This is a genomic window from Lactiplantibacillus songbeiensis (genome assembly GCF_005405125.1).
Taxonomy (GTDB): domain Bacteria; phylum Bacillota; class Bacilli; order Lactobacillales; family Lactobacillaceae; genus Lactiplantibacillus; species Lactiplantibacillus songbeiensis.
In genome coordinates, this window is sequence record NZ_BJDL01000011.1 from 1 (window position 1) to 21,456 (window position 21,456).

A 21,456-nucleotide genomic window follows, 5' to 3' on the forward strand; every position below is an offset into this window, starting at 1 on the left:
TACAAAAAAGAAACCAATTCGAAAATGAATTGGTTTCTCATAGGATCATTCATCAACAGCCGTTGACAAAGAGCCTATTTTAGTTATGAAAAAAACACGACCGTTTTAAGCGGCCGTGTTTTCATCCTACAATCAATTTAAGCTAAATATTGATCTAAGGTCTTTTTAATTTGTTCTTTGGAATGATAACCAACCAAAGTATCAACCACTTCGCCGTCTTTTTTAACTAATAAAGTTGGGATACTCATAATACCAAAGTTGCTGGCAGTTTCAGGGTTAGCATCGACGTCCATCTTGTTGAAAGTGACTTGGTCACCCATTTCACCATCTAGTTGTTCAACGACAGGTGATTGCATCCGACATGGACCACACCAAGTTGCCCAGAAATCAGTTAACGTGACCCCTTTAGCAGTATCGCTTTCAAAAGTCTTATCAGTAGTTGCTACGACCATTTTGATCGGCCTCCTTAAATTTTATCCATTTACTTATAGTAAGTATATCAGTAAATGACCAAAGCACAAACAATTTGTTCACAATCGATTACCGATTTATTACCTTAAGTTTAACGTGAAACGACACTCACGACCAGCAAAACGCTAAGCTACTTGAACGTCACTTCTGTCGCCCCATTACCACCATGGTTCGGCGCCGCAAAGTGAAAGTCTTTGACTTGCCGATTCGTCTGCAAGTAGTTGGTAATCCCTTCACGTAATGCCCCGGTACCTTTACCATGCACGATAGTAACCGATGAATAGCCTGCCAATAAGGCTGCGTCAATGTAACGATCAACTTGCATCATGGCGTCTTCATAACGGACCCCACGCAAATCCAAATTAGGCGAAACATGGCTGGCGTTGGCACTCTTGACCACGGCGCGAGCCTGTTTCGGTTCCGCTTCAGGCTTAACCCGTTCCATGTCACTGGTTTCAATCTTCATCTTCAAGATACCCAACTGAACTTCCCAAGTATCTTTACCCATTTGCTGCATCAGGACCCCGCGTTGTCCATATGATTTGACGAGCACATCGTCACCCGTATGGAAATCTTGTTTGGCCTTTTCATGCCGCAAAACGCGGTTTTTCTTGAGCTTAGGTTGTTGTTCAAGGGCATTTAACGCGCCCTTGGCATCAATCAATTCATTTTCTTTAACATTAACCGTCCCGCTAGCTAATTGCTTCTTCCGCAAATCACTAATAATGGCATCGGCCTTCGTCTTACTCTTCTCAACAATTGCATTAGCTTGTACTTTGGCATCTTCAATCAATTGATCCTTACATTGTTGATAGGCATTGAATTCACTCTTCAATTGCTTGTGCAACTTGTCCGAATCAGCCACTTCCGCCGTTAAATGCAGTTGTTCGTCTTCGACTTGCTTCCGCTTAGCCACTAAGTCCGCAATCATCGCATTCAAGTCCTGACTATCAGTATCGGTCAGTGACCGCGCTTGATCTACGATTTCAACGGGAATTCCTAGACGTTGCGCAATATCTAACGCATTACTACGCCCCGGAATCCCGACCAATAAGCGATACGTTGGCTTTAAGGTCTGCTCATCAAACTCCATGCTGGCATTAATCGTATCTGGCCGATTGAACCCATACGCTTTCAGTTCTGGGTAATGGGTCGTGGCGACCACTTGACTGCCGTGTGACCCGATTGCATCCAAGATGGCAATCGCTAGCGCAGCCCCTTCTTGCGGATCGGTCCCAGCGCCAAGTTCATCGACTAACACTAAGCTGTGTGCATCAATTTGCTTCAAGAAGCTTTCAATGTTTTCCATATGGGAAGAAAAAGTACTCAAGTTTTGCTCGATTGATTGTTCATCACCGATATCGGCAAAAATCTCATGATAAATGCCGATCCGACTACCTTCATCCACCGGAATAAACAACCCAGATTGGCCCATTAATTGCAGTAAGCCTAACGTCTTTAACGTGATGGTCTTTCCACCAGTGTTGGGCCCCGTAATCACAATCGCCTGATAGTCCGTGCCTAACGTAATGTCATTCGCAACGACTTTTTTTTGATCAATTAAAGGATGGCGTGCTTGCCGTAAATAAACCTGATTCTCCGTCGATACAGCTGGCTCGGTTGCCTTCATATCATGGGCATACCGCGCTTTGGCGTTGATGAAGTCAAAATGACCTAAGATCGCCGCATTTTGCATAATCTCATCTTGATATGGTGAAATCAAGTTTGATAATTCTTCCAAGATACGTTGTTCTTCGGCTTTTTCGGCGACTTGATTCTGCCGTAAGCGGTCATTTAACGCCATTACGGCTTGCGGTTCAATGAATAACGTCTGCCCACTCGCACTTTGGTCATGCACGATGCCGCCAAAACGACTGCGATTCTCAGCCTTGACCGGAATCACATACCGATCATTTCTAATGGTAATAATCGGATCACTTAAATACTTCGCATCCTTACCACGGGTGTATTGTTCCATCTTCGAGCGAATCTCACCCTCGGTCTTGCTGATATGGCTCCGAATGCTGCTGAGTTCTGGTGACGCGTCATCGGTGATGTGCCCATCGCCTTCAATCGCCGTTGCCAGTCGCTTAGTCACTTCTGGCAACGTGACTAGTTCCTGAACTTCATCGAACAAGTGACGAATGCCGTTCTCCGGTGAGTCTTCTAAAAGGTCATCAAAGAACCGGACAATTGCACGGGTGGTCTTTAAAACACGCCCAACTTGCCCTAATTCACTCCCATTTAAAGTCGCCCCAATTGCTAGTCGCTTCATATGCGGTGCAATATCGGCTAACCGGGCAATCGGAATGCCCCCCTTTAATCGGTAGACTTCGGCCCCATCATTGGTTTCATCTAATGCTAATTGGACCGCTGCCACGTCACTCATCGGTTGCAGCTCACTTAATTCTTTTTGACCAGCCGCTGACACTAAGTAAGGTGCCAACTGCTGCTTAACTTGCTGGTATTCTAATGTTTTTAAAACTTTTGGATTCAACTTAACCCTCCTAGTTGCATCGTGTTCGCAAGCCGTAAAAAAAGATGCTGTCGCTAAGCTTCAGCATCATCTGCTTGCATTTTTAATAACTCCGCTTGCTTATCCACCTGATCAGAAATGGCATTGAATGCAAGTAAAATGGCAATCTGCTCATTCGTTAGATCTGGTGATAGTTTTCTTAACTGTTTAATTTGCGTATTCATCATTTCAGTCACGGTCTGCATATGTTGATCGGACGCACTGCCGATAATCGTATATGCATGGCCGTCAATGGTCGCCTTGAATCGGCGTTTACTGGCTGTCATAAGTCTTCAGCTCCTTTTTCGATAACAGTTAATATTTTAGCATGTTGGCGGGGTTTATGCGACTTTTGGGGACGATGTGTCGATTTTGAGCTGCTAAAAATAATTTTTAACAAAAAAAGCCCGCCCAGTTACCATATATCGGTTACTGAACAGGTTGACTATCATGATTTAAATCGATTTTTCTAACTGCCAAAAAGGATTAGCAAGCTTAATTTGCTAAGTTCCCTACTTCATCCGCTTATAGTCGAGGCCTTCCATATGGATACTAAAGTATAGCTGACCACGATGATGCTTCATCGTCTCAATTTGAGCATATCCGACTTGACCATTGCCATCATTTTTTCGATAGTGCTTTGACGGTGTAAACGCATATTGACCTTTATATTTCGTATGATAGACTTTGTTAAAATGCTGCTTATCAAAGAGATGCTGATATGGATGCTTTTTGGTACCAGACCAGTGTTTGTAGTATGATCCTTTACCACTCCGGGTCAACTTCACTCGCCAAGTTACCATACTACCATGCTTTGTTCCCAAGTCCTTGGCCGAATAATAGTGCTTAAACTGCCAAGTACCCATTAATTTTTTAGGTGTTTTAGTCCGTTTGGTGACATTTATATTTTCTTCACCCGCATGGACATTCAGATCAGTCATCGACAATCCGAATAACACAACTAGTAATGCTAGTACCGACATAATTCCAAAACGTTTAAATCGTTTCATTTGTACAGCTTCCATTCCATTTATTTAAACTCAGCCACTGCCGTTACTAAAATACATAACGGCAGGATTCCTAGATATATTTTACTACCAAATTATATGTCTATAAAGTCATCAAAGCTAGCCAGAATTACTATTCATTCGCTCAAATTAATCGATTATTTAGCCTAGATCCATGTACTGTAAAAAAATTTAAACGATAGTCTTCATCCTCACACAAAAAAGACAAGTTAACCATGCTCTACTACCATTGCACCAGAGCTAAGGGCCTTGAACAAATTAGGATATAGCAATCGACTCATTTATAACCGTCTAGTTGCCCAAGGTTACTTTAAGCCTCTTCTTCTATTTCGTTATTTTGTCTGAAAACTACCATTTAAAAAGCCTGGACACTTGGCCGAAAACAGTTCAAACAACTCTGAGGTTGACAAAAACTGCATGGACATTAAACAAGACTACCCATTAATACAGAACTCGATTATATCTCAAAAGTATTCCAATGAAACAAATGCAGGTAAAAAACACGAAGATTAAATTTATTAAACACACCATGTTTGCGACGTAGCTATTTTGATACGCTTAGAGCTAAGATACTTTTACTGAACGTACTTGTAATGATATGCACCAAGAGCTGGAAAGAGAACTTTCAACCATACTCTTGACAAATAATAAACCAAATTCACCTATTTTTAAAATTTAGGACTAAATTAAACAATTTAATTCTGAAAAAATCAAGCATAATAAAAATACTAAACATAGCAACAGAGCATCCTAATAATGAAAAAGTGCCGCTAACTATATTTAGATTTCTAATAAAAGAAAAGTTTTGATATATTATATGATTAAAGAAATATGGATTAGCATCAATTAAATAAACTGCAAAAGTAAATGGCGCAATCTTTTTTAAAAAATTTCTTGCAAATTCAGCTTTTATATTCAATTTACTTAACGCTAAAAATAATGAAATGGATTGTGTTGCTACAATCGGTGAATTATAGTTAATCCAATATTCAACATGTCCAAACTTTACTATAGATAAATACTCTCCAACTAAAGATATCACAGCGCCTAAAATGTATATAGTCCACAACCACACAGAACTATTGAAAATAATTTTTGTGTCATTCTGTTTAATTGTGCCACCAATTAAGTACATCATTAACAACCAAAGAGCTGAATATCCCTTTTCTAAGAATAAATTGTTTATAAATCCAACTGTTACAAATAATATCAATAGTCCAGCGACTAACTTATTTTTTAAATCTCTATCAATTAGATTGAAACCTGCGTTTAAAAAAGGAATTAATAAAAATAGTACTAAGTATGCATTAAAATACCAATACTGCCCAAAGACAACTGGGAAAATAGATTTTACCATATATTTTATTTCAAATGCATGAAGCACTAGCATCGTCACCAATGATGTTACAACTGACCAAAACCAAACAACTATCCATAATCCAAAAATTTTCTTTAAATGAAATTTACGATTTATCATTAGATATCCAGTGATCATTGCAAACATATTTACAGCTACAATCGTTAAATTTTCGATAAACCAAAAGAAAAGGTTATTACCACCCGTACTAGATAGGCTCAGAACTCCCCCATTCAATAAATTATGCAAAATCACTACCATCAGCATTGATAACACTCGTGCTAAGTCTATTCCATAATTCCTATTATGGCTAATTTCACTCATGTTTAAATCCATCTCATTTCAGAAGATGTTTTTTAATCAACAGCGTTTATTTTGCTAGAAGGGTGACCATTAAATCTACACAGTATCCATATAGTATGTCGCGCATGGACTAAGTATATAGTGAATTCGAGCCTAAAGTATGCAAGATACAATCCAGTTCAAGTCTCTACCATGAAATTCTTGCCAATCATCAATGCATATACATAAAGCTGCCTTAAAAGTTCCGATATCATCGTAACTATCATGAGCTGAAGGCTAGTAATCTCGTCATTTTAGCTTGTAAGTTGACTTAAATTGAACAACGAGAGTCCTCCGAGTTTCACTTTTACAAATTAGTAGTGGCTTCGGGCTTTTTCTCAATTCCAGAAAACTGTCGTTGTATCAGCTGAAAGAGACATTGAAACTAATTCGACTCTGGATCTTGAAAAAATTTGTTCATAGATTGACTTATAAAATCATCGACAGCACGTCGATTACATCAGTTTCGGCACGATGCGATTATCAAACGTTGGACTCAGAATCAATGATTGCTTTCTTTTTACAATAGCGGGCTCCTACTTGTTTATAATCAATACTTGACTTATTTTTATCTGATACATACCAACAAGACAACAAATCAAGTTTCCTGAGTAATGTATCTAATCTGGAATTCATCGCTTGTTCCACACCATTTCTTTTAAAAAACTCAAATTCCTTTTAAAAAATGATTGAAAAGACACCCCCATGGAACTAAAAATAGCCCCCGTTTGGCTGAACAAATTAACAAATTCAAGCAGATCAGGAATCCACAAGTCAGTAACATCCCTTACTCAGTTATTTTATTTTTAAATTTCTTTTTTTAGCTAGTATCATATCTTTCGCAATAACTTGCTTTTGACTTTACAGTAGAAGTTTTGACATACATTAAAGAAATAATGAAATTCTGGCAATCCTAAAGTTAACAGCATAAAAATAGTTATACTAACAATTTCAACTATTACGGTATAGAAGAACAACTTAACAAGTCCAGCATGAATCATCAATGGTGAGATAATGGATAATACAACTATTACAACAATTATATAGATTTCATAACACGTATACTTAAAAAGATACATTTTAGGTGATCCCAATCCACCATCATAAAAAACAATATATGGTTCCCAAATAATATTAACTAAAATATTACTCCCTAGAGTTCCCAAAATAACACCCATAATTCCAAAATTGAGAACTTGTACAAAAAATAATGATAAAAATAGATTAATTGCGGCTTCAATTAATGACTTCCATCTAAGAGACCAATATAACCCCATACCTGAAATGAAACATTGAGCAGCATATCGAGACTGAGTTATCGAGTAATTTAATACAATTCCGATCGTTATATTAGTTGATAATAAATAATCATTACCTGCCCAGACACTTATAAATCCATTGATTGCAAATGATAAACCGACGGAAACAAATAAATTAATCAACATATTCATATACAATAACTGGTATAAAACCGCTTTTTGTCTTTCCTTTGGAGCAGTAACATGCAGATTACCAATACTACCAACTATAGAACCCATTACCTGAGAAAAGACACTACTAATACTTTGTACAATTAACATATAATTTGAATATTTTGCAACGGCCATAAGACCAACAAAAGTAGATAATATCAAGTTATCTGTTCCGAACACAATAATACTTCCTACTTTACTGGAAATTGCACCAACCACATTGTGTTTGATTGACTTCATAGTTACAGAGTCTAAATGATTCTTCCATATTAAATTGTTTTTAAGGAATACATTAGGATATCTACTATCAGCCACTTTAGAAATTTGCCAATTTCCAAGAATTGCTACACCAACTTGTAAAATTAAAAACCATAGAAATGAATGAAAAAATACAAGCACTAATATTTGTAACGTTTGTTGAACAGCCTTAAAGACAAAATCGTTCAAAGAGTTTAAATACCCTTGCTGAGTAGCCATCAGAAATGATCTTTTATTAGCACTAAAGTACGTTGCTAAAGTACTTAACAAATATAGTAAGAACCAACTAGTCAACTGAAAATTGGAAAACACAGGTTTCTTTATAAAAAGATAAATCCAAGGTGAAATTCCCAAACCAATTATAAAAACAACCAATATTATAATTAGATACGTTTTACGGTAGAAATTAATTAGTACACGGAGTTTTTTAATATTTCTATCTGCGATAGGTTCGTATAATGCAACCGTGATTGCCGTGCCAATTCCCAAATCGGCAAAGCTTAAAAAACTAATTATGTTAGAAAATAATCCATTCAACCCAAGATAATTTTGAGATAACTCATGAATAAACGCCGTTTGAACACCAAATCTTAACAACAAGCTCAAAATTTGCGTTACCAATATCGTTACAGCGTTCAAAGAAGCCGCTTTCGTCCGATTCGATTCATTCTTCATTTTATTTCCTCACATGTCTAACAGCCCTAAATTTTACTAACAAATCAGCCGATTATACACTAAAGTATTTATTGTACTAAGGTGTCTTCAAATCATATGGATAGCTCAAACACTACCAATCCTTTTATCATAAGTTTAAAAAGTTGATAGTCATCACAGCCTATTTCAACGAGTTGACTGACGAACAACGATTTCAAATTAAGCATTGCTTTACTAAAAGACATGCTGGTCACCCTAACAAGCGTATCTCGAACCATATTTATATAGTGTCATGCCACGACGAGGTTTAAAAAAACGCTACGGTAATTGTAAGTCAGTTTACATCTTGAAGAAAATGGCGGTAGTTACACAATCCCACCTAAGGCCAACACTAAGAATCCTTGGGAAACTGACTAGTAGCTCTATAAAGAACGCCATTTAATCGGGTGTTATTTCAATAAATTAAAGCATTTTAGACATATTGCGACGCGTTTTGATAAGTTAGCGTCGTCGTTTTTAGCATTTGTTCAAATTGCGACTATATTTTTACTCACAAAATAATTTGAAGACACGTACTAGATGATTAAATTCAAAAAATATACTTTCTCATAATATCCACAACCCTATTACTTGCAAATCCATCCTCTAAAATATTTAGCTTTTTGTAAAATTGTTTAATTAACTGTTTGTATCTTTGATCATCAAAATTCTTTATATTTAAACTTAATCCTTGTAAATCTTTATTACTACTGAATGGTAACTCATCCATTTTAAAATATGTCGGTCTATTCAATAAATACTCCTCTAAATCTGGAACATACAAAAATACAGGCTTACCAGTTAAGGCAAAATCAAACATTGTTGAAGAATAATCAGTAATTAAAATTGAACAAAGCGCATACAGTTCCATAATATCAGGGTATTTGGAAGCATCAATTACACTATCAGATACAACAACTTTCTCCTTTTCGATATTGGGATGTAACTTTAATACTACTTGCCACTTCCCACCAAACCGCACTTCAGCCGCCTTAACTATCTTTTGAAAATCAATGTTATATACTTGAGTATCTCCGTTGTCTCTAAAAGTTGGTGCATATAAAATATATTTCTTAGTTGAGTCCAACCCCAATCGATCCAGTGCGCTATTTGCTAACAGTGGGTTTTTTCTCACCAATTGGTCTAATCTTGGTGAGCCAGTCACAACAATTTTTTGGGGATTCCAAAAAGCACTCTGATAAACAACCTGTGCAAATTTACAATTAACTAATAAAAAATCAATCATCTTCGAATCATTCTGTGCTGTATGGAGATATGTTTTACTTAAATATGATTCAATATCTTTTTCTATCTTTTTAAACGCAATCGATCCATGCCAAGTTTGTATATATATCTGGTTTTTACGTTTAACTACAAAATCTTGCTTTCTAGTATTGTCTACCCATACTTTTGAAGTTGCTAGTTCATACAGATATCGAAAACTATTATATTTAACAAGTTTAATACCATTTGGAACATGTGTATTCTCAGGATTGCGAACAACAAAAATACATTTTACCTTTAACTTATGACTCAATACCTCTTCAGCTATATACTTTGGATTATCTCCATATACTCGCGCCGAAAAAGCTGAAAAAAGGATTTTATTTTGAATAGGTAATAATCCCAAAAACCGTATAACTAATGTTAAAAGTGGCTTAATACATTGCTTTAAATTCAATTTAAATTCTCCACATCTATTTTATTCAACAAAGTCAACAATCTCACTGCATATCCATCTTGATTATATGAACTGCTAATCAAATTTAGGCCATTATTTACATACCATTCGTACAATTCATCATCATCAATCAGTCTTAGAATAGAATTTGCAATATGCTCCGGTAATCTCTTGTCACGCTCCAGTACTATTGCACAATCACCAACATACTCTGGAATCCCACCGGCATCAGTTGTAATCACTGGTGTACCACACGCCATTGACTCTAGCATAGTGAGACCAGCAGGCTCTTCCCACATGGAGGGTAGTACAGTTAACCTCGCAATTTGATAGTAATATTTCAATTCCAGTTGATCAATATAACCAGTAAAAATCACTGCATTTTTAAGGCCATTGTTTAACTTTTTTAAAGATGTTTCAAACTCAGTATTTTTACTTTTTTCACCATGTATATAACTACCAACAACGAGTATTTTGAATTTTTTGCTGTGAGATATTATTTGCATAGCTTTTAATAGTTGATCTACACCTTTTTCAATAGAAATTCTTCCCGAAAATAATATGACTTGATCGTCATCTTTAATTCCATACCTAGATTTGATTTCTTCTATTTTTACATCAACTGTATTTATATTAAAAACTGCAGAATCTATACAGTTTCTCAAAATTTTTACTTTGTCTTTTGGTATCGGTCCAATAGGGTTTTTATTGTCTTCTATCTGCTCTGCAACATAATTACTTACACATAAGTATCCACTTGCGGAATTCAATATCTTTCTAGCATAACCATTCACTCTCGGTACATTATGTAGATGATAAAAATATTTTCTCGATTTTGATTTAAACAACCCTTTTAATGCCCACGATAGTATGATATTGTTTTCAACTAATACCGTTGCGCTAGTGTGCTTTATTTTTTTCCTTGCTTTAACTACATAGAACAGTAACGAAAAAACACTCCTATATGATATCGATTTTTTAGAAGGGAAAAAAGCTCTTACAATATTGAAAAATAATTTATCTAACCATTTAATCTCTACAGGTACTTTTATCCATTGAAAAACTGTATTTTGATACTTTTGCGCTTTCATCTTAGCTTTTTTATTGTATAGCGATACAAGTTCAATTTTAAAACATTGTCTATTTTCGTTATCGTCGATAAGGTGCTCAACCAAGGTTGACACTGCCCCACCTCGAACCGCTGGAACAGGATATCCACCATTAGAATCTGCTGTTAAGATGATCAAACTATCCATATTTACTATCTCCATTCAATATATGGTATAAATTCGTACGTTTATCATTAATATCACAACCATCTAGCTTATACGTTAATTTTTGAATACTAGAAACATTAATTATCTGCGTAAACCTTTTATACTTATATGGTTGAAATAACTCATGTTGTAATATGTGTGGACCAACATTACTGTAATAGGGAATGCCATCCCAATACTCCTTGTATGCAGGGGTATCAGCTAAAACAGTTACAAAATCATGGAATAGATAATAATCCGGGTTTTTATCATTAGCTCTCCAATAGTTTAATAATGAATCCCGTATACCGCCAATAAATGGATGCTGCGATTTTTTTACAAAGATCAACCAACTAGATATACTTGGAATTGAATCATCCAAGAATGAACTTTTGAACAAAAATAAAGACGTATCACTGATAAATTCTGGTACTTGATCAAAAATCATAACAGTCGCATCAAGCCACCATCCACCAAATTTGTATAACAATAAAATTCTTAAAATATCAGAAAAATGGGCATCTCCCATTGCACCGCTCTTCCATTTTGCTAAGATGTAGTCTGGAATGTCTATATACTTACCCATATTTTTCTTAGTAATCACTACAACATCTTTATTTGGAAAACACCTACGTATCGAATCAATACATTTTTTCACAATCGCTGGTGCTTGATCATAACCCTGAAACCAACAAGTAAACACGTATTCTTCCGATGAATTGACTTTATTCTCATGTACTTTTGATAAATCAAGTGTATATCGTTTTAAACTAGTCCGATACTTCCTACGCCACAATTTATTTTTCTCATCTCGATCTAGCATTAACGGCGCACAATAGGCATAAATTAATGCTTTCCTTAAAAACTCATGAAATGTATACTTTTTCACCAATAGACCTCCTCAAGCTATATGATGTTATTTATTCAAATATTAGAATCGACAATTAAAAATTCAGTTGTTGATATGTGTGACCACCAAAATAGTAAATCAAGCTTACAATTGCCATGATCCAATTTGCAAACACAAATAGATTTACTCGTTTTATGGATAAAACATGTAGTTTATTGGACTTTGAGATTACTAATAATACTATTGGTACCACAAACAACATAAACAAAACACTTCGATTAAAAATATTAAATGACCAAAGCGAGCCAAGCGAAAATGCAATTAATAGCTTTCCGAATACTAAAAGTTTTTCCACTGGCAAACTTTCCTTTATTCTCGGCTTCTTTTGAATTATTCCATTTGCCCAATAAATTAGCAAAGCAAAATATAAGATCCTAATCAAGTCTATAATTACCATCTCTTTATTTGCTATAATTGCACTCATTCCTACATCTTGACTTGTAGAATATAGATTTACCTTTTCTAAGACACCACTAATAATCGAGCCCACACCACTAAACTTCGTTAATAAAAAAATAACTGGGTTTACCAGCATGGAACTAAACAACATGACTGGTATGAAAAAATTAGCAATCTTTTTTGGAATCACAGTTACCAAAATTTTTATACATAAGTAAATAAACATTCCATTGTGTAATAAGCAAATCAAAAAATATGCTGGGAACATCCACATTTCAAGCTTCCCCTTGTATACCTCAACACACCAGACAAGTATAAACAGTGCAATGGCTAGTGGCATTCGAATATTCGCTATCACTCGAGAATAATCATTGATAATCACAAAAAAGACAAATATTGAAGTTGAAACAAAGTTGCTTATCTGCATTCTCTTTCCAACTAAAGAAATACCTACAGCTATCGCCCCATTAGTCAATAACACATTGGCTAACACTAACAAATGATTATTACTTGTTACCGTTGCAAAAACGTACATATATAATTTTGCAACGATTATAGGATTATAATTAGTCGTAAATAATGTTGAATCATAATAGCCTGGCTGTATGGACCAACCGTATTTTCTAAACACATCAAGTTCATTAAAAATTCTGAACAAGTCCGTATAACCTTGATTTAGCAAATGTGAAGTGATTGGATCATATGCCATTCCAAGTATGCCTAAGCACAAAACTAAAATAAAAATAAATACTCTTCTGAAATTTGCAGCTGTTGTGAATGAAAAAAAAAGGCCACCAAACAGTATTGCTGCTAATACTACATCCATGACAACCTCTTCCTCCTAATTACCATACATTTTTTCTATCTGTTTTATAGTGGATTTTATTGAATATCCATTTACTTGAAATGCAGCTATTATATCTTCACGTTTTTCCCTAACTTTACTATGCGTAAAAGTTCTCCATAAAATTTTCGCCCACACCAAGTTACTTGCGCTTAATGAATGAAAAATCATATTGCCAGTAATATTACTCATTTTATCTACTGTATCTGAAGCAAGAACGGGTAGTCCAACCGCCTGTGCCTCTAGGGCAACAAATGGGAGTCCTTCATATAGTGAGGGCATTAATAATACATCAAAGAGCTGTAGCAATTCAGATATATCGTTACGATTATGTAGAAGAATAACCCTATCTTCTATATTTAAGTTTCGAATCTGACTAATAACTTTTTCTTTTAAAGTTCCCTCTCCAATCAAAATTAATATCGAATCTGGACATATCTTCAAGTATTCCATAAAAATTTGTATTAAACGCTCATGATTTTTTTGCTTCTCAAACCTTGCTATGCTCCCAATCACACATACATCAGAGTTTATGTGAAAGCGTTTCCGATATTTAAGCCTTACACAATTTGAAAAGAAGTACTTATCAATATCAATTCCATTTTTAACTATTCTTATTGGTTTGGACTTTTCATTACCAAACATCCACCTACTTGCTTCTTTTGAGCAACTCCATAACTCCGTGGCAAACCGATTCTGAATTGGAGCAAGAAATCTATGTGTAATGCTAAACTTCCCATTACCATTGTGACTGTGTATTATTAGCTTCGTTTGTCTCTTAAAAATCACCGGCCAACAATATACAAAAAGTTTCGCAGTACACTCATTAACATGCACCACATCATAATCATTATCTCTGTAAAGGCAAATTATATCCTTTAAATATCGAAATGGACTTTTATTTATTGCATTCACATGATACACATGTGACGCCTCTCGTAAAATTGAATTATACTTAATATTAGCATCCTGAAAAAGTAATACATCTACTTGAAATCTTTTGTGATCAATATTATGAACAATATTCGTTATAAAAGTCTCTACCCCACCAACACCAGCTGTCATACCAATCAGCAATACTCTCTTCATCTTCGTCTCCTATCACAAATTTGGCCAATTATCAAAAAGACTATTGCCAACCGTAACTTACCGGTTAATGCAATGAGAAATTGTTTTCTGTTTTTTAGCATTAATGAAGCTTGCTCAAATGCTCTCCTGTAAATATCCTGTTTAAGCAGCTTCCTTATTTGCTTATACTTATTGCATTTATTAGCTTCTGGATTAGCGACGATTCCAGAAATAACAGATCTCCAAAAACATTCGATAACTTTGAAATCCACAAATTGATGAAAACTATCGTCAAAATCATTTTTAAAGGACGTAAGTCTCTTTGACAATTCTAGATTGTCTTTTACAGCTCTAGGATTGAAATTTTGATGAGTAACTGATTTATCATTATTATAATAACGATAAAAAATTTCATCAGATATTATCATTTCGTTTACCTGATTAAATAGCATGTACACTAAAACCAAGTCTTCACACATGCCCAACTTTTCATCAAATTTCAAATTATCAAAAAGCTTCTTTTTAAAAAACTTCGAACATACTGATCCTATCCTTAATCCATTCATATTTGCTTTCCCATTAATTAATATTGGGGCCGGAAGTTCTTGAAACATGTTGGGATTTCTTTCAAGAGTCCATCTTTTCAATAGGCAAAGATTTTCATTAGAATATATATCAAAACTTTTCGTCGTACCAAAATCAGCAGTTTCAACTCTTACTGTGCTACCTAATATTTCTTCAATGCCACCCATAATGATGTCAAAGCGGCCATATTCGGATAATCTCATAGCCGTAATAAACGCGCTAGGTAAATAAGTATCATCAGCGTCTAAAAAACAAAGATAATCTCCCGTCGCTAAACCAATTCCTCTATTTCTAGAGGCAGACACTCCTTGATTATTCTGTGTAAACACATTAATAAATTCGTATTTTGTAGCAAATCTTTTACATATTTTAAGGGTATTATCCAATGAACCATCATCAACAATAATCACTTCTACATTTCGATAATTCTGCTTGACTATGCTCATAATACACGCATCTAATGTATCCTCATCGTTATATGCCGTTATTATTACAGAAATCTTTACTCTCTCTTTTAATCCCACTTTCCCAAATCTCCTTGATTTTACACATAACAAAAACATCTTGATTCTTCATCATACTCAACGATAACTATACATTTCTTCACAAAATAGATAATTGCCAATTCATTGTTCATACTTTTCACTACTAATTATAGTATAATCTCGTTTTCCAACCGGATTAAGCTTGTATATCTGCATCAATCGTGAATGCAGCTCTGAGAAGTTGTATTTGCTGGAAAATATATCTTTACCATGATGCCCCATTAATTTAATTTTAGGGTTACCCATACCAGCAAACTTTGCAATTGCTTCATTTAATTTTTGAGGAGAGCCAGCTTTGAAAATTAAACCACTATAATTATTAACAATAATTTCAGATAAGCCACCTGCATCTGAAGCAATCACCATTTTTTCATTTTTCATTGCTTCTACCGCTACTAGACCAAATCCTTCCCATTTTGAAGGAACAATTACTGCGTCGCAAATAGATATATACGAGTCAATATACTTATTATCTATCCAACCTAAAAAGGTAACATTAGTAACATTTGATGCTATTTTGCTACTTTCTAAAACATTTGAACCTATCACTACTAATTCCACGCCATAATTTTCAAAATCTACATTTTTCAACAGAAACTTGAGTCCTTTTTGCTCATCAAACCTACCCACAAATAATAGCTTCTTTGTAGGTAGATTACTAAAGGGGCTAGGTATTGGAAATAGTTCACGTTTATTTGGAATAGTATTGTAAACTAATTCCATTTTATCCTCGGGTAAGTCATGTGCTACTGCTGCTTGCTGCTCACTTCTCGAAATATTAATTATAGTATCTGTCTTTAACGCGGCCAGTCTTTCAATTACTTCATACACTTTTTTCTGTAATCTTGATTTGTTTTTCTGAAGAAAGCTCCATCCATGTGCACAGTAAACTACTTTATAATGACTAAGCTTCACTAAGTATGTCAGTCTAATTATACCTGCAAAGCTACTATGAAAATGTACTACATCAGGGTCTAATGAATCGATTATCTTCCTAACTTTAAGCAGCCGAATTATACCGCTAATGGAACGACTATAATCAAATGTTATATGTCGAAATTTGTTTGAATTAAAATCTAATTTTTCAGAATTCTTCTTTGAATTTATTAACACTATCTCATCGACTGAGCTGTCTTCTATTTGACTTGCAACAATGTTACGTAAATACGTAGCCACTCCTCCTGAAGCATACTCTGCAACATGAACTATTCTCATATTTATCCTTTCAATAAGCACTATTCGGTCTCATAAATACAATACAAGTACGTAAAATTATATATATATCCAATTTCCAACTACTCCGTACTATATATTCCAAATCTAAATGTACCATTCCGCGAAAACCTACATCATTTCTCATAGTAACCTGCCACAGTCCCGTACAACCTGGCTTCACAGCTAGCCGTTGCTTGTCATATTGCGTATAATATTTAACTTCTCTTGGCAACGGTGGTCTTGGACCAACTAAACTCATATTTCCAATAAAAACATTCAATAACTGCGGTAATTCATCAATACTATATTTTCTAATGAACTTTCCAATCTTTGTGACACGCGGGTCTTTCTTGATCTTAAACATTGCTCCATCGACTTCATTCTCTTTCAGTAAGGTCGGCAATAATTCATCTGCATCTGACACCATTGATCGAAATTTAAACATTCTAAAGGGTTTCTCATTTTCACCAATTCGTGTTTGTGAATAAAAAACTGAACCTTTTGGATCCTCCACCTTTATTGCAAAAGAAATAATTAAGAACAAAGGAGCTAGTAACACCAATCCAACACTACTAAAAAAGAGATCAAAACAACGTTTGCATGAATGATAAATAACTCGTTGTTGCTGTAAATGCTCATCTATAATTATCTTTTTTGTGTCATAACTAATGTATTCCATTAACCCAACATCCTTTACCTGGTAACTAAACCTGAATATGCCAACTAACTTAAAATAGACTAAACTTTCGTTTCTTTCGTGGCATTTCGATAGTCTCCACACTAACGTCGCCACCATTCAACAAATCCCGTGCATTGTTCGCAAATTGCTCGGAAAGTATTGGATCAATTTTTGTTAATTCATGATAAGCAGCCGTCATTGCAAATTGACGTTTCGGAAGATGATGTGCATCCGAAGCGACCACTTGTACGAGACCGCATTTAACCAACTCTTTTGCCGTTCGTTGAACTTGCCGACCAAAAGTACCGACTAAGCTTGTCGCCGTTACTTGCGCTAATGCACCCTGCTTTACAAGCTCATATAGACGCTGAGGCTCAGCGATAATCTGAGCATTTCGCTCCGGGTGAGCAATCACTGGCGTAATCCCTTCACATGATAGTTGAAAGATAACTTCATCAACATAACTAGGTACCATTTCATGTGGTAGTTCTAGTAATAAATAACGACGTCCAGTATCAATTCCTAATAAATCGTCCAAATGATCCATTAAATGACCATTCAAATGGACTTCCTGGCCAGGAAAAATTTTTAAATCAATCTGTGCACGATCAAGTTCGGCTTGAAACGCTGAAACAGCTTGTCGAACTGTTTCAGCCGAATTAACATAATGCCGGTCAAGATGATGCGGCGTCGCCAAAATATAGCCAATTCCATCCAAAACCGCTTGGCGTGCTAAATCCAATGACACCGCTAGTGATGCCGAACCATCATCTAATGCCGGTAAGATGTGACAATGCAGATCCACATAATTAGCTTTCATCACTGTAGTACCCATTACTATATCCGTAATAACCATTTTGATGATGCTTACTTTGTACATCATTCAATACAGTTCCCAATATCGTAGCATGTGCCTGCTTCAACGCTGCCACAGCATCACGAACTGCCACTTTTTGCGCAACATTTTGGCGAACTACCAACACCGTGCCATCAATTTTGTTAGCTAATAACTGTGAATCGGTTACTGGCAGGATTGGTGGGGCATCAACAATCACAACTCCAAACTGCTCACCAGCAGCTTTCAAAAAAGCACCCATCAACTTACTTCCTAGTAACTCGGCCGGATTCGGTGGCTTAGGGCCGCTTGGCATCACAAACAAATTACCTACAGCAGGATGAATCGCCTTATTCACATCTTGAATCTGGTGACCTAACCAAGAACTCAAGCCACGCTGATTTGAAATACCAAACGTTTTATGAACAGTTGGTCGTCGCAAATCGGCATCGACTAACAGTACCTTCAACCCTTCGTTAGCATATTCAACGGCTAAATTTGCACTAACCGTTGACTTTCCCTCACCTAATGTTGCTGACGTCACCATTAAAGTTTTTAACTTTTGGTCAGTCGCTGCAAAATTGATGTTGGTTCGTAACGTCTTAATCTGTTCTGTTATGACAGAACTTGGATCATTAATTGTTGTTAAATTAATTGGTGCCGTTAATGTTGTCTTTTTTCGTTTAAACATCTGAAATCACACCCGCCTTTCAGCTGACTCATGATGATGTTCACGTTTTTTTCGTGAATTTTGGCTCGTCTGTATATTTTCAATCTGATCATGGTGCCGATGATGATGCTGATGATTGACTTGACCAAGATTCGTCAAACCAAGTTCATCCGTCAAAAAGTCACTATCATGGACCCGCCGATCCGTTAGCATCCTGATGCTGGCGTAGAAAAAGCCCAATAATAAACCAGCAACTAGCCCCGCTGCCAAATAAACTGGTTTTCGTGGTGAAACAGCATTAGTAGCCGGAACCGCCGCAGATACAATTGTCACATTATTGACTTTAATAATTTCTTTTACTCGCTTTTTAAATGTCTGGGCTATTTGATTAGCAATCATCGCAGCCTGTCGTGGATGGGAATCTAACACATCAATGGAAAAGACTTGCGAATTCTGTGTACTAGAAACACTAACCTCGTTTTTTAACATTCCTAACGTACCGTCATAACCTTTACGTTTAGCTAAAGCTCGCTGGGTAGGCTTCAAAATCACCTGGTTCGTAATCAATTCCTTATAAGTGGTGATCATCTGAACATCCGCCTGTTGAGTTGCATACTGAGTCGCAGCATTTTCGCTATGGCGACTGACTAATATCTGAACACTCGCTTTATACTTCGGCGTTACTACAAAGAAAGCTAAACTACCGGCAACTAATACCCCTGCGATGGTCCACAGTATGATGCCGCGCCAATACTTTCGAACTAATCGAACAAAAAAAGTAAAACTCACTGCCTGATCCATCATTCACGCTCCACTCAGTTTCTTTAAACGACACTTAACAGATTTAACTGATACATATATTAAGTATTAATGTCACTTTTTTGAAAAGAATCGTTCCATAATAAGTATTTTGCTGTTAGTTAAAGGCTTACTCCAAATAAAATGGGACGAAATATGACAGTTCTATAACAATTTTATGATTCTATATTGACAAACATCACATTCATGGTAGGTTTGAATATAGATTTATTTATAAAACGGCATTATTTTTTTCAAAATAGTGCCGTTTTGTTTTACTGAGATCGGCGTTAAAATAAAATTAAAGAAATTTAGTTTCTCTTGATAAACTTTTCATATCATATAAAATTTAAGTGTTGATATCACTTTATTTAGCATTAAATTTGAAAGCAGGCATTTTAAATGCAATACAATGTAGAACCATTACGTACAAGCCAAGATATAGACACTTTTTTACATCTGGCTATGACTGGTACTCATGGCGCAAGAAATCAGTTACTGATTTTGATTGGATTAAATACAGGACTACGTATGAGTGATATTTTAGGTTTGACGGTCGGTCAAGTTAAAAATGATGACCTGATCGTTATTATTGAGAAGAAAACAAAGAAACGACGACTAGTTCTCCTAGCTAAACTACGGTCTCAAATTAACAACTACATCGTCGATTTAAACGAATCCGACTACTTATTTACCGGAAAAGATACGACACGTCCACTTAGCGTCAATGCAATTTATAAAGTGTTCCAGACAATTGCGCGTAAAATGCATCGCCAGGACATTGGAACCCATACACTTCGAAAAACGTTTGGTTATCACTATTACCAAGAAACCCACGATATCGCCACATTAATGATGATCTTCAACCATTCTAGTGAAGCCGTCACCAAACGTTATATAGGACTCAATCAAGATGTCATTCTTAAAAGTCTAGCCAACTTTTCTTTAGGGTTAAGTTCAAGTTAAATTAATAACTAATCAACCATTGTTTGAATAATGCTAATCAATTTATTACAGACAAATCATTTTATTACAATTAATTACTGCGTTATGTATCATACCGTAGCTAATGTAAGCTACATTCAGCTAAAAACTGATACTCCCCGATTCAACTAATCTGACTTAAATTCATAACCACCACTATATCGATAATATTTATTCGATGACTGTTTGCTTTGAACATCATTTAAAACCGCGCCTAAAATGACCGCATGTGACCGTTCCAAAGCCGCGACTGCTTCACGAGCAACGGCTTTTTGCGTCATATTTTGACGAACAACCAAGACCGTCCCATCCACTTTATTTGCTAATAACTGTGAATCCGTAACTGGCAAAATTGGCGGTGCATCAACAATGACAATGCCAAACTTTTCACCAGCTGCGGCTAAGAACGACGTCATCAGTTCACTACCCAGTAACTCAGCGGGATTCGGTGGCTTTGGACCACTAGGTAATACATATAGATTGCCAACTGCCGGCTGAATAGCCTGATTAATATCCTTAATTTGATGACCTAACCAAGAGCTAAGCCCTCTCTGATTAGTAATCCCAAAAGTTTTATGCACCGTTGGCCGCCGTAAATCAGCATCAACCAGTAGTACTTTCAACCCTTCATTGGCGTACTCAATGGCTAGATTGGCACTAATAGTCGATTTACCCTCACCCAAAGTTGCTGATGTCACCATAACAGTGTTCAAATCACGGTCAGTGGAAGCAAAATTAATATTCGTTCGCAAGGTCTTGATTTGCTCAGTAATCACCGAACTGGGTTCATTAATCGTCGTTAAATCAATGGCAGTCGTCGCATTTTTCGTCTTTCGTTTAAACATAAGGTC

19 protein-coding genes are annotated in these 21,456 nt (G+C 35.8%); 1 reads left to right on the top strand and 18 read right to left on the bottom strand.

The genetic code is table 11. The features are described from left to right. Positions 1 to 137 precede the first annotated feature (137 nt). The 17 genes from trxA to FFM77_RS04545 all read right to left on the bottom strand — a co-directional run bounded on the left by trxA (position 138) and on the right by FFM77_RS04545 (position 19,612). Positions 138 to 452 (bottom strand): thioredoxin, encoded by a 315-nt coding sequence (gene trxA / locus FFM77_RS04460; RefSeq protein WP_137634553.1) that lies wholly within the window; start codon positions 450 to 452, stop codon positions 138 to 140. Between the two features lie 149 nt (positions 453 to 601). After that, positions 602 to 2,968, bottom strand: a complete 2,367-nt coding sequence (locus FFM77_RS04465) for an endonuclease MutS2 (protein ID WP_137634554.1) — start codon at positions 2,966 to 2,968, stop codon at positions 602 to 604. 53 nt (positions 2,969 to 3,021) lie between these two features. Further along, the gene (gene zapA, locus FFM77_RS04470; protein ID WP_137634555.1) at positions 3,022 to 3,273 is read right to left on the bottom strand and encodes a cell division protein ZapA; all 252 of its coding nucleotides are present in this window, start codon (positions 3,271 to 3,273) and stop codon (positions 3,022 to 3,024) included. A gap of 225 nt (positions 3,274 to 3,498) precedes the next feature. Then, a complete protein-coding gene (locus FFM77_RS04475; RefSeq protein ID WP_137634556.1) occupies positions 3,499 to 3,996 on the bottom strand; it encodes a hypothetical protein in 498 nt (165 codons plus the stop codon). A 676-nt stretch (positions 3,997 to 4,672) separates the two neighbouring features. Beyond that, positions 4,673 to 5,695 carry an acyltransferase gene (locus FFM77_RS04480; protein WP_171001557.1) on the bottom strand — a complete coding sequence of 341 codons (1,023 nt, stop codon included), beginning with the start codon at positions 5,693 to 5,695 and terminating at the stop codon, positions 4,673 to 4,675. An 848-nt stretch (positions 5,696 to 6,543) separates the two neighbouring features. Then, entirely contained in the window at positions 6,544 to 8,118 is a 1,575-nt protein-coding gene (locus FFM77_RS04485; RefSeq protein ID WP_137634558.1) for a lipopolysaccharide biosynthesis protein, read from the bottom strand. Between the two features lie 568 nt (positions 8,119 to 8,686). Next, positions 8,687 to 9,817, bottom strand: coding sequence for a CDP-glycerol glycerophosphotransferase family protein (locus tag FFM77_RS04495; protein WP_137634559.1), 1,131 nt, complete (start codon positions 9,815 to 9,817; stop codon positions 8,687 to 8,689). Beyond that, entirely contained in the window at positions 9,814 to 11,073 is a 1,260-nt protein-coding gene (locus FFM77_RS04500; protein WP_171001558.1) for a glycosyltransferase family 4 protein, read from the bottom strand. Before FFM77_RS04500 ends, FFM77_RS04495 begins: the two co-directional genes overlap by 4 nt. After that, the gene (locus FFM77_RS04505; RefSeq protein ID WP_137634561.1) at positions 11,066 to 11,962 is read right to left on the bottom strand and encodes a capsular polysaccharide synthesis protein; all 897 of its coding nucleotides are present in this window, start codon (positions 11,960 to 11,962) and stop codon (positions 11,066 to 11,068) included. Before FFM77_RS04505 ends, FFM77_RS04500 begins: the two co-directional genes overlap by 8 nt. 55 nt (positions 11,963 to 12,017) lie before the next feature. After that, entirely contained in the window at positions 12,018 to 13,208 is a 1,191-nt protein-coding gene (locus tag FFM77_RS04510; RefSeq protein ID WP_137634562.1) for a hypothetical protein, read from the bottom strand. 15 nt (positions 13,209 to 13,223) lie between these two features. Continuing rightward, entirely contained in the window at positions 13,224 to 14,315 is a 1,092-nt protein-coding gene (locus tag FFM77_RS04515; protein ID WP_137634563.1) for a glycosyltransferase family 1 protein, read from the bottom strand. After that, positions 14,312 to 15,403 carry a glycosyltransferase family 2 protein gene (locus FFM77_RS04520; protein ID WP_171001559.1) on the bottom strand — a complete coding sequence of 364 codons (1,092 nt, stop codon included), beginning with the start codon at positions 15,401 to 15,403 and terminating at the stop codon, positions 14,312 to 14,314. The genes FFM77_RS04515 and FFM77_RS04520 overlap by 4 nt, the downstream gene beginning before the upstream one ends. Before the next feature lie 102 nt (positions 15,404 to 15,505). Beyond that, positions 15,506 to 16,639 (bottom strand): glycosyltransferase, encoded by a 1,134-nt coding sequence (locus FFM77_RS04525; protein WP_171001560.1) that lies wholly within the window; start codon positions 16,637 to 16,639, stop codon positions 15,506 to 15,508. A 10-nt stretch (positions 16,640 to 16,649) separates the two neighbouring features. Continuing rightward, positions 16,650 to 17,318, bottom strand: a complete 669-nt coding sequence (locus tag FFM77_RS04530; RefSeq protein WP_137634566.1) for a sugar transferase — start codon at positions 17,316 to 17,318, stop codon at positions 16,650 to 16,652. A 49-nt stretch (positions 17,319 to 17,367) separates the two neighbouring features. Beyond that, positions 17,368 to 18,138, bottom strand: coding sequence for a tyrosine-protein phosphatase (locus tag FFM77_RS04535; RefSeq protein ID WP_137634567.1), 771 nt, complete (start codon positions 18,136 to 18,138; stop codon positions 17,368 to 17,370). Further along, positions 18,128 to 18,844, bottom strand: a complete 717-nt coding sequence (locus tag FFM77_RS04540) for a CpsD/CapB family tyrosine-protein kinase (RefSeq protein WP_137634568.1) — start codon at positions 18,842 to 18,844, stop codon at positions 18,128 to 18,130. Before FFM77_RS04540 ends, FFM77_RS04535 begins: the two co-directional genes overlap by 11 nt. Positions 18,845 to 18,850: 6 nt before the next feature. Next, the gene (locus FFM77_RS04545) at positions 18,851 to 19,612 is read right to left on the bottom strand and encodes a YveK family protein (protein WP_223876779.1); all 762 of its coding nucleotides are present in this window, start codon (positions 19,610 to 19,612) and stop codon (positions 18,851 to 18,853) included. 411 nt (positions 19,613 to 20,023) lie between these two features. On the opposite strand from FFM77_RS04545, the gene FFM77_RS04550 reads away from it, so the two are divergent. Continuing rightward, positions 20,024 to 20,587: a tyrosine-type recombinase/integrase gene (locus FFM77_RS04550; RefSeq protein WP_137634570.1), complete on the top strand. Its 564-nt coding sequence runs from the start codon at positions 20,024 to 20,026 to the stop codon at positions 20,585 to 20,587. A gap of 146 nt (positions 20,588 to 20,733) precedes the next feature. Here FFM77_RS04550 and FFM77_RS04555 read toward each other — a convergent pair whose 3' ends face one another. Continuing rightward, complete coding sequence (locus FFM77_RS04555; protein ID WP_137634571.1) at positions 20,734 to 21,450, bottom strand: CpsD/CapB family tyrosine-protein kinase; 717 nt, start codon at positions 21,448 to 21,450, stop codon at positions 20,734 to 20,736. Between the last annotated feature and the right edge of the window lie 6 nt (positions 21,451 to 21,456).

Bases quoted from the DNA above. Each gene is read 5' to 3' on its own strand.
- trxA (WP_137634553.1), bottom strand. From the start codon at position 452: ATGGTCGTAGCAACTACTGATAAGACTTTTGAAAGCGATACTGCTAAA.
- zapA (WP_137634555.1), bottom strand. From the start codon at position 3,273: ATGACAGCCAGTAAACGCCGATTCAAGGCGACCATTGACGGCCATGCA.
- FFM77_RS04475 (WP_137634556.1), bottom strand. From the start codon at position 3,996: ATGAAACGATTTAAACGTTTTGGAATTATGTCGGTACTAGCATTACTA.
- FFM77_RS04480 (WP_171001557.1), bottom strand. From the start codon at position 5,695: ATGAGTGAAATTAGCCATAATAGGAATTATGGAATAGACTTAGCACGA.
- FFM77_RS04485 (WP_137634558.1), bottom strand. From the start codon at position 8,118: ATGAAGAATGAATCGAATCGGACGAAAGCGGCTTCTTTGAACGCTGTA.
- FFM77_RS04500 (WP_171001558.1), bottom strand. From the start codon at position 11,073: ATGGATAGTTTGATCATCTTAACAGCAGATTCTAATGGTGGATATCCT.
- FFM77_RS04510 (WP_137634562.1), bottom strand. From the start codon at position 13,208: ATGGATGTAGTATTAGCAGCAATACTGTTTGGTGGCCTTTTTTTTTCA.
- FFM77_RS04515 (WP_137634563.1), bottom strand. From the start codon at position 14,315: ATGAAGAGAGTATTGCTGATTGGTATGACAGCTGGTGTTGGTGGGGTA.
- FFM77_RS04525 (WP_171001560.1), bottom strand. From the start codon at position 16,639: ATGAGAATAGTTCATGTTGCAGAGTATGCTTCAGGAGGAGTGGCTACG.
- FFM77_RS04530 (WP_137634566.1), bottom strand. From the start codon at position 17,318: ATGGAATACATTAGTTATGACACAAAAAAGATAATTATAGATGAGCAT.
- FFM77_RS04535 (WP_137634567.1), bottom strand. From the start codon at position 18,138: ATGAAAGCTAATTATGTGGATCTGCATTGTCACATCTTACCGGCATTA.
- FFM77_RS04540 (WP_137634568.1), bottom strand. From the start codon at position 18,844: ATGTTTAAACGAAAAAAGACAACATTAACGGCACCAATTAATTTAACA.
- FFM77_RS04550 (WP_137634570.1), top strand. From the start codon at position 20,024: ATGCAATACAATGTAGAACCATTACGTACAAGCCAAGATATAGACACT.
- FFM77_RS04555 (WP_137634571.1), bottom strand. From the start codon at position 21,450: ATGTTTAAACGAAAGACGAAAAATGCGACGACTGCCATTGATTTAACG.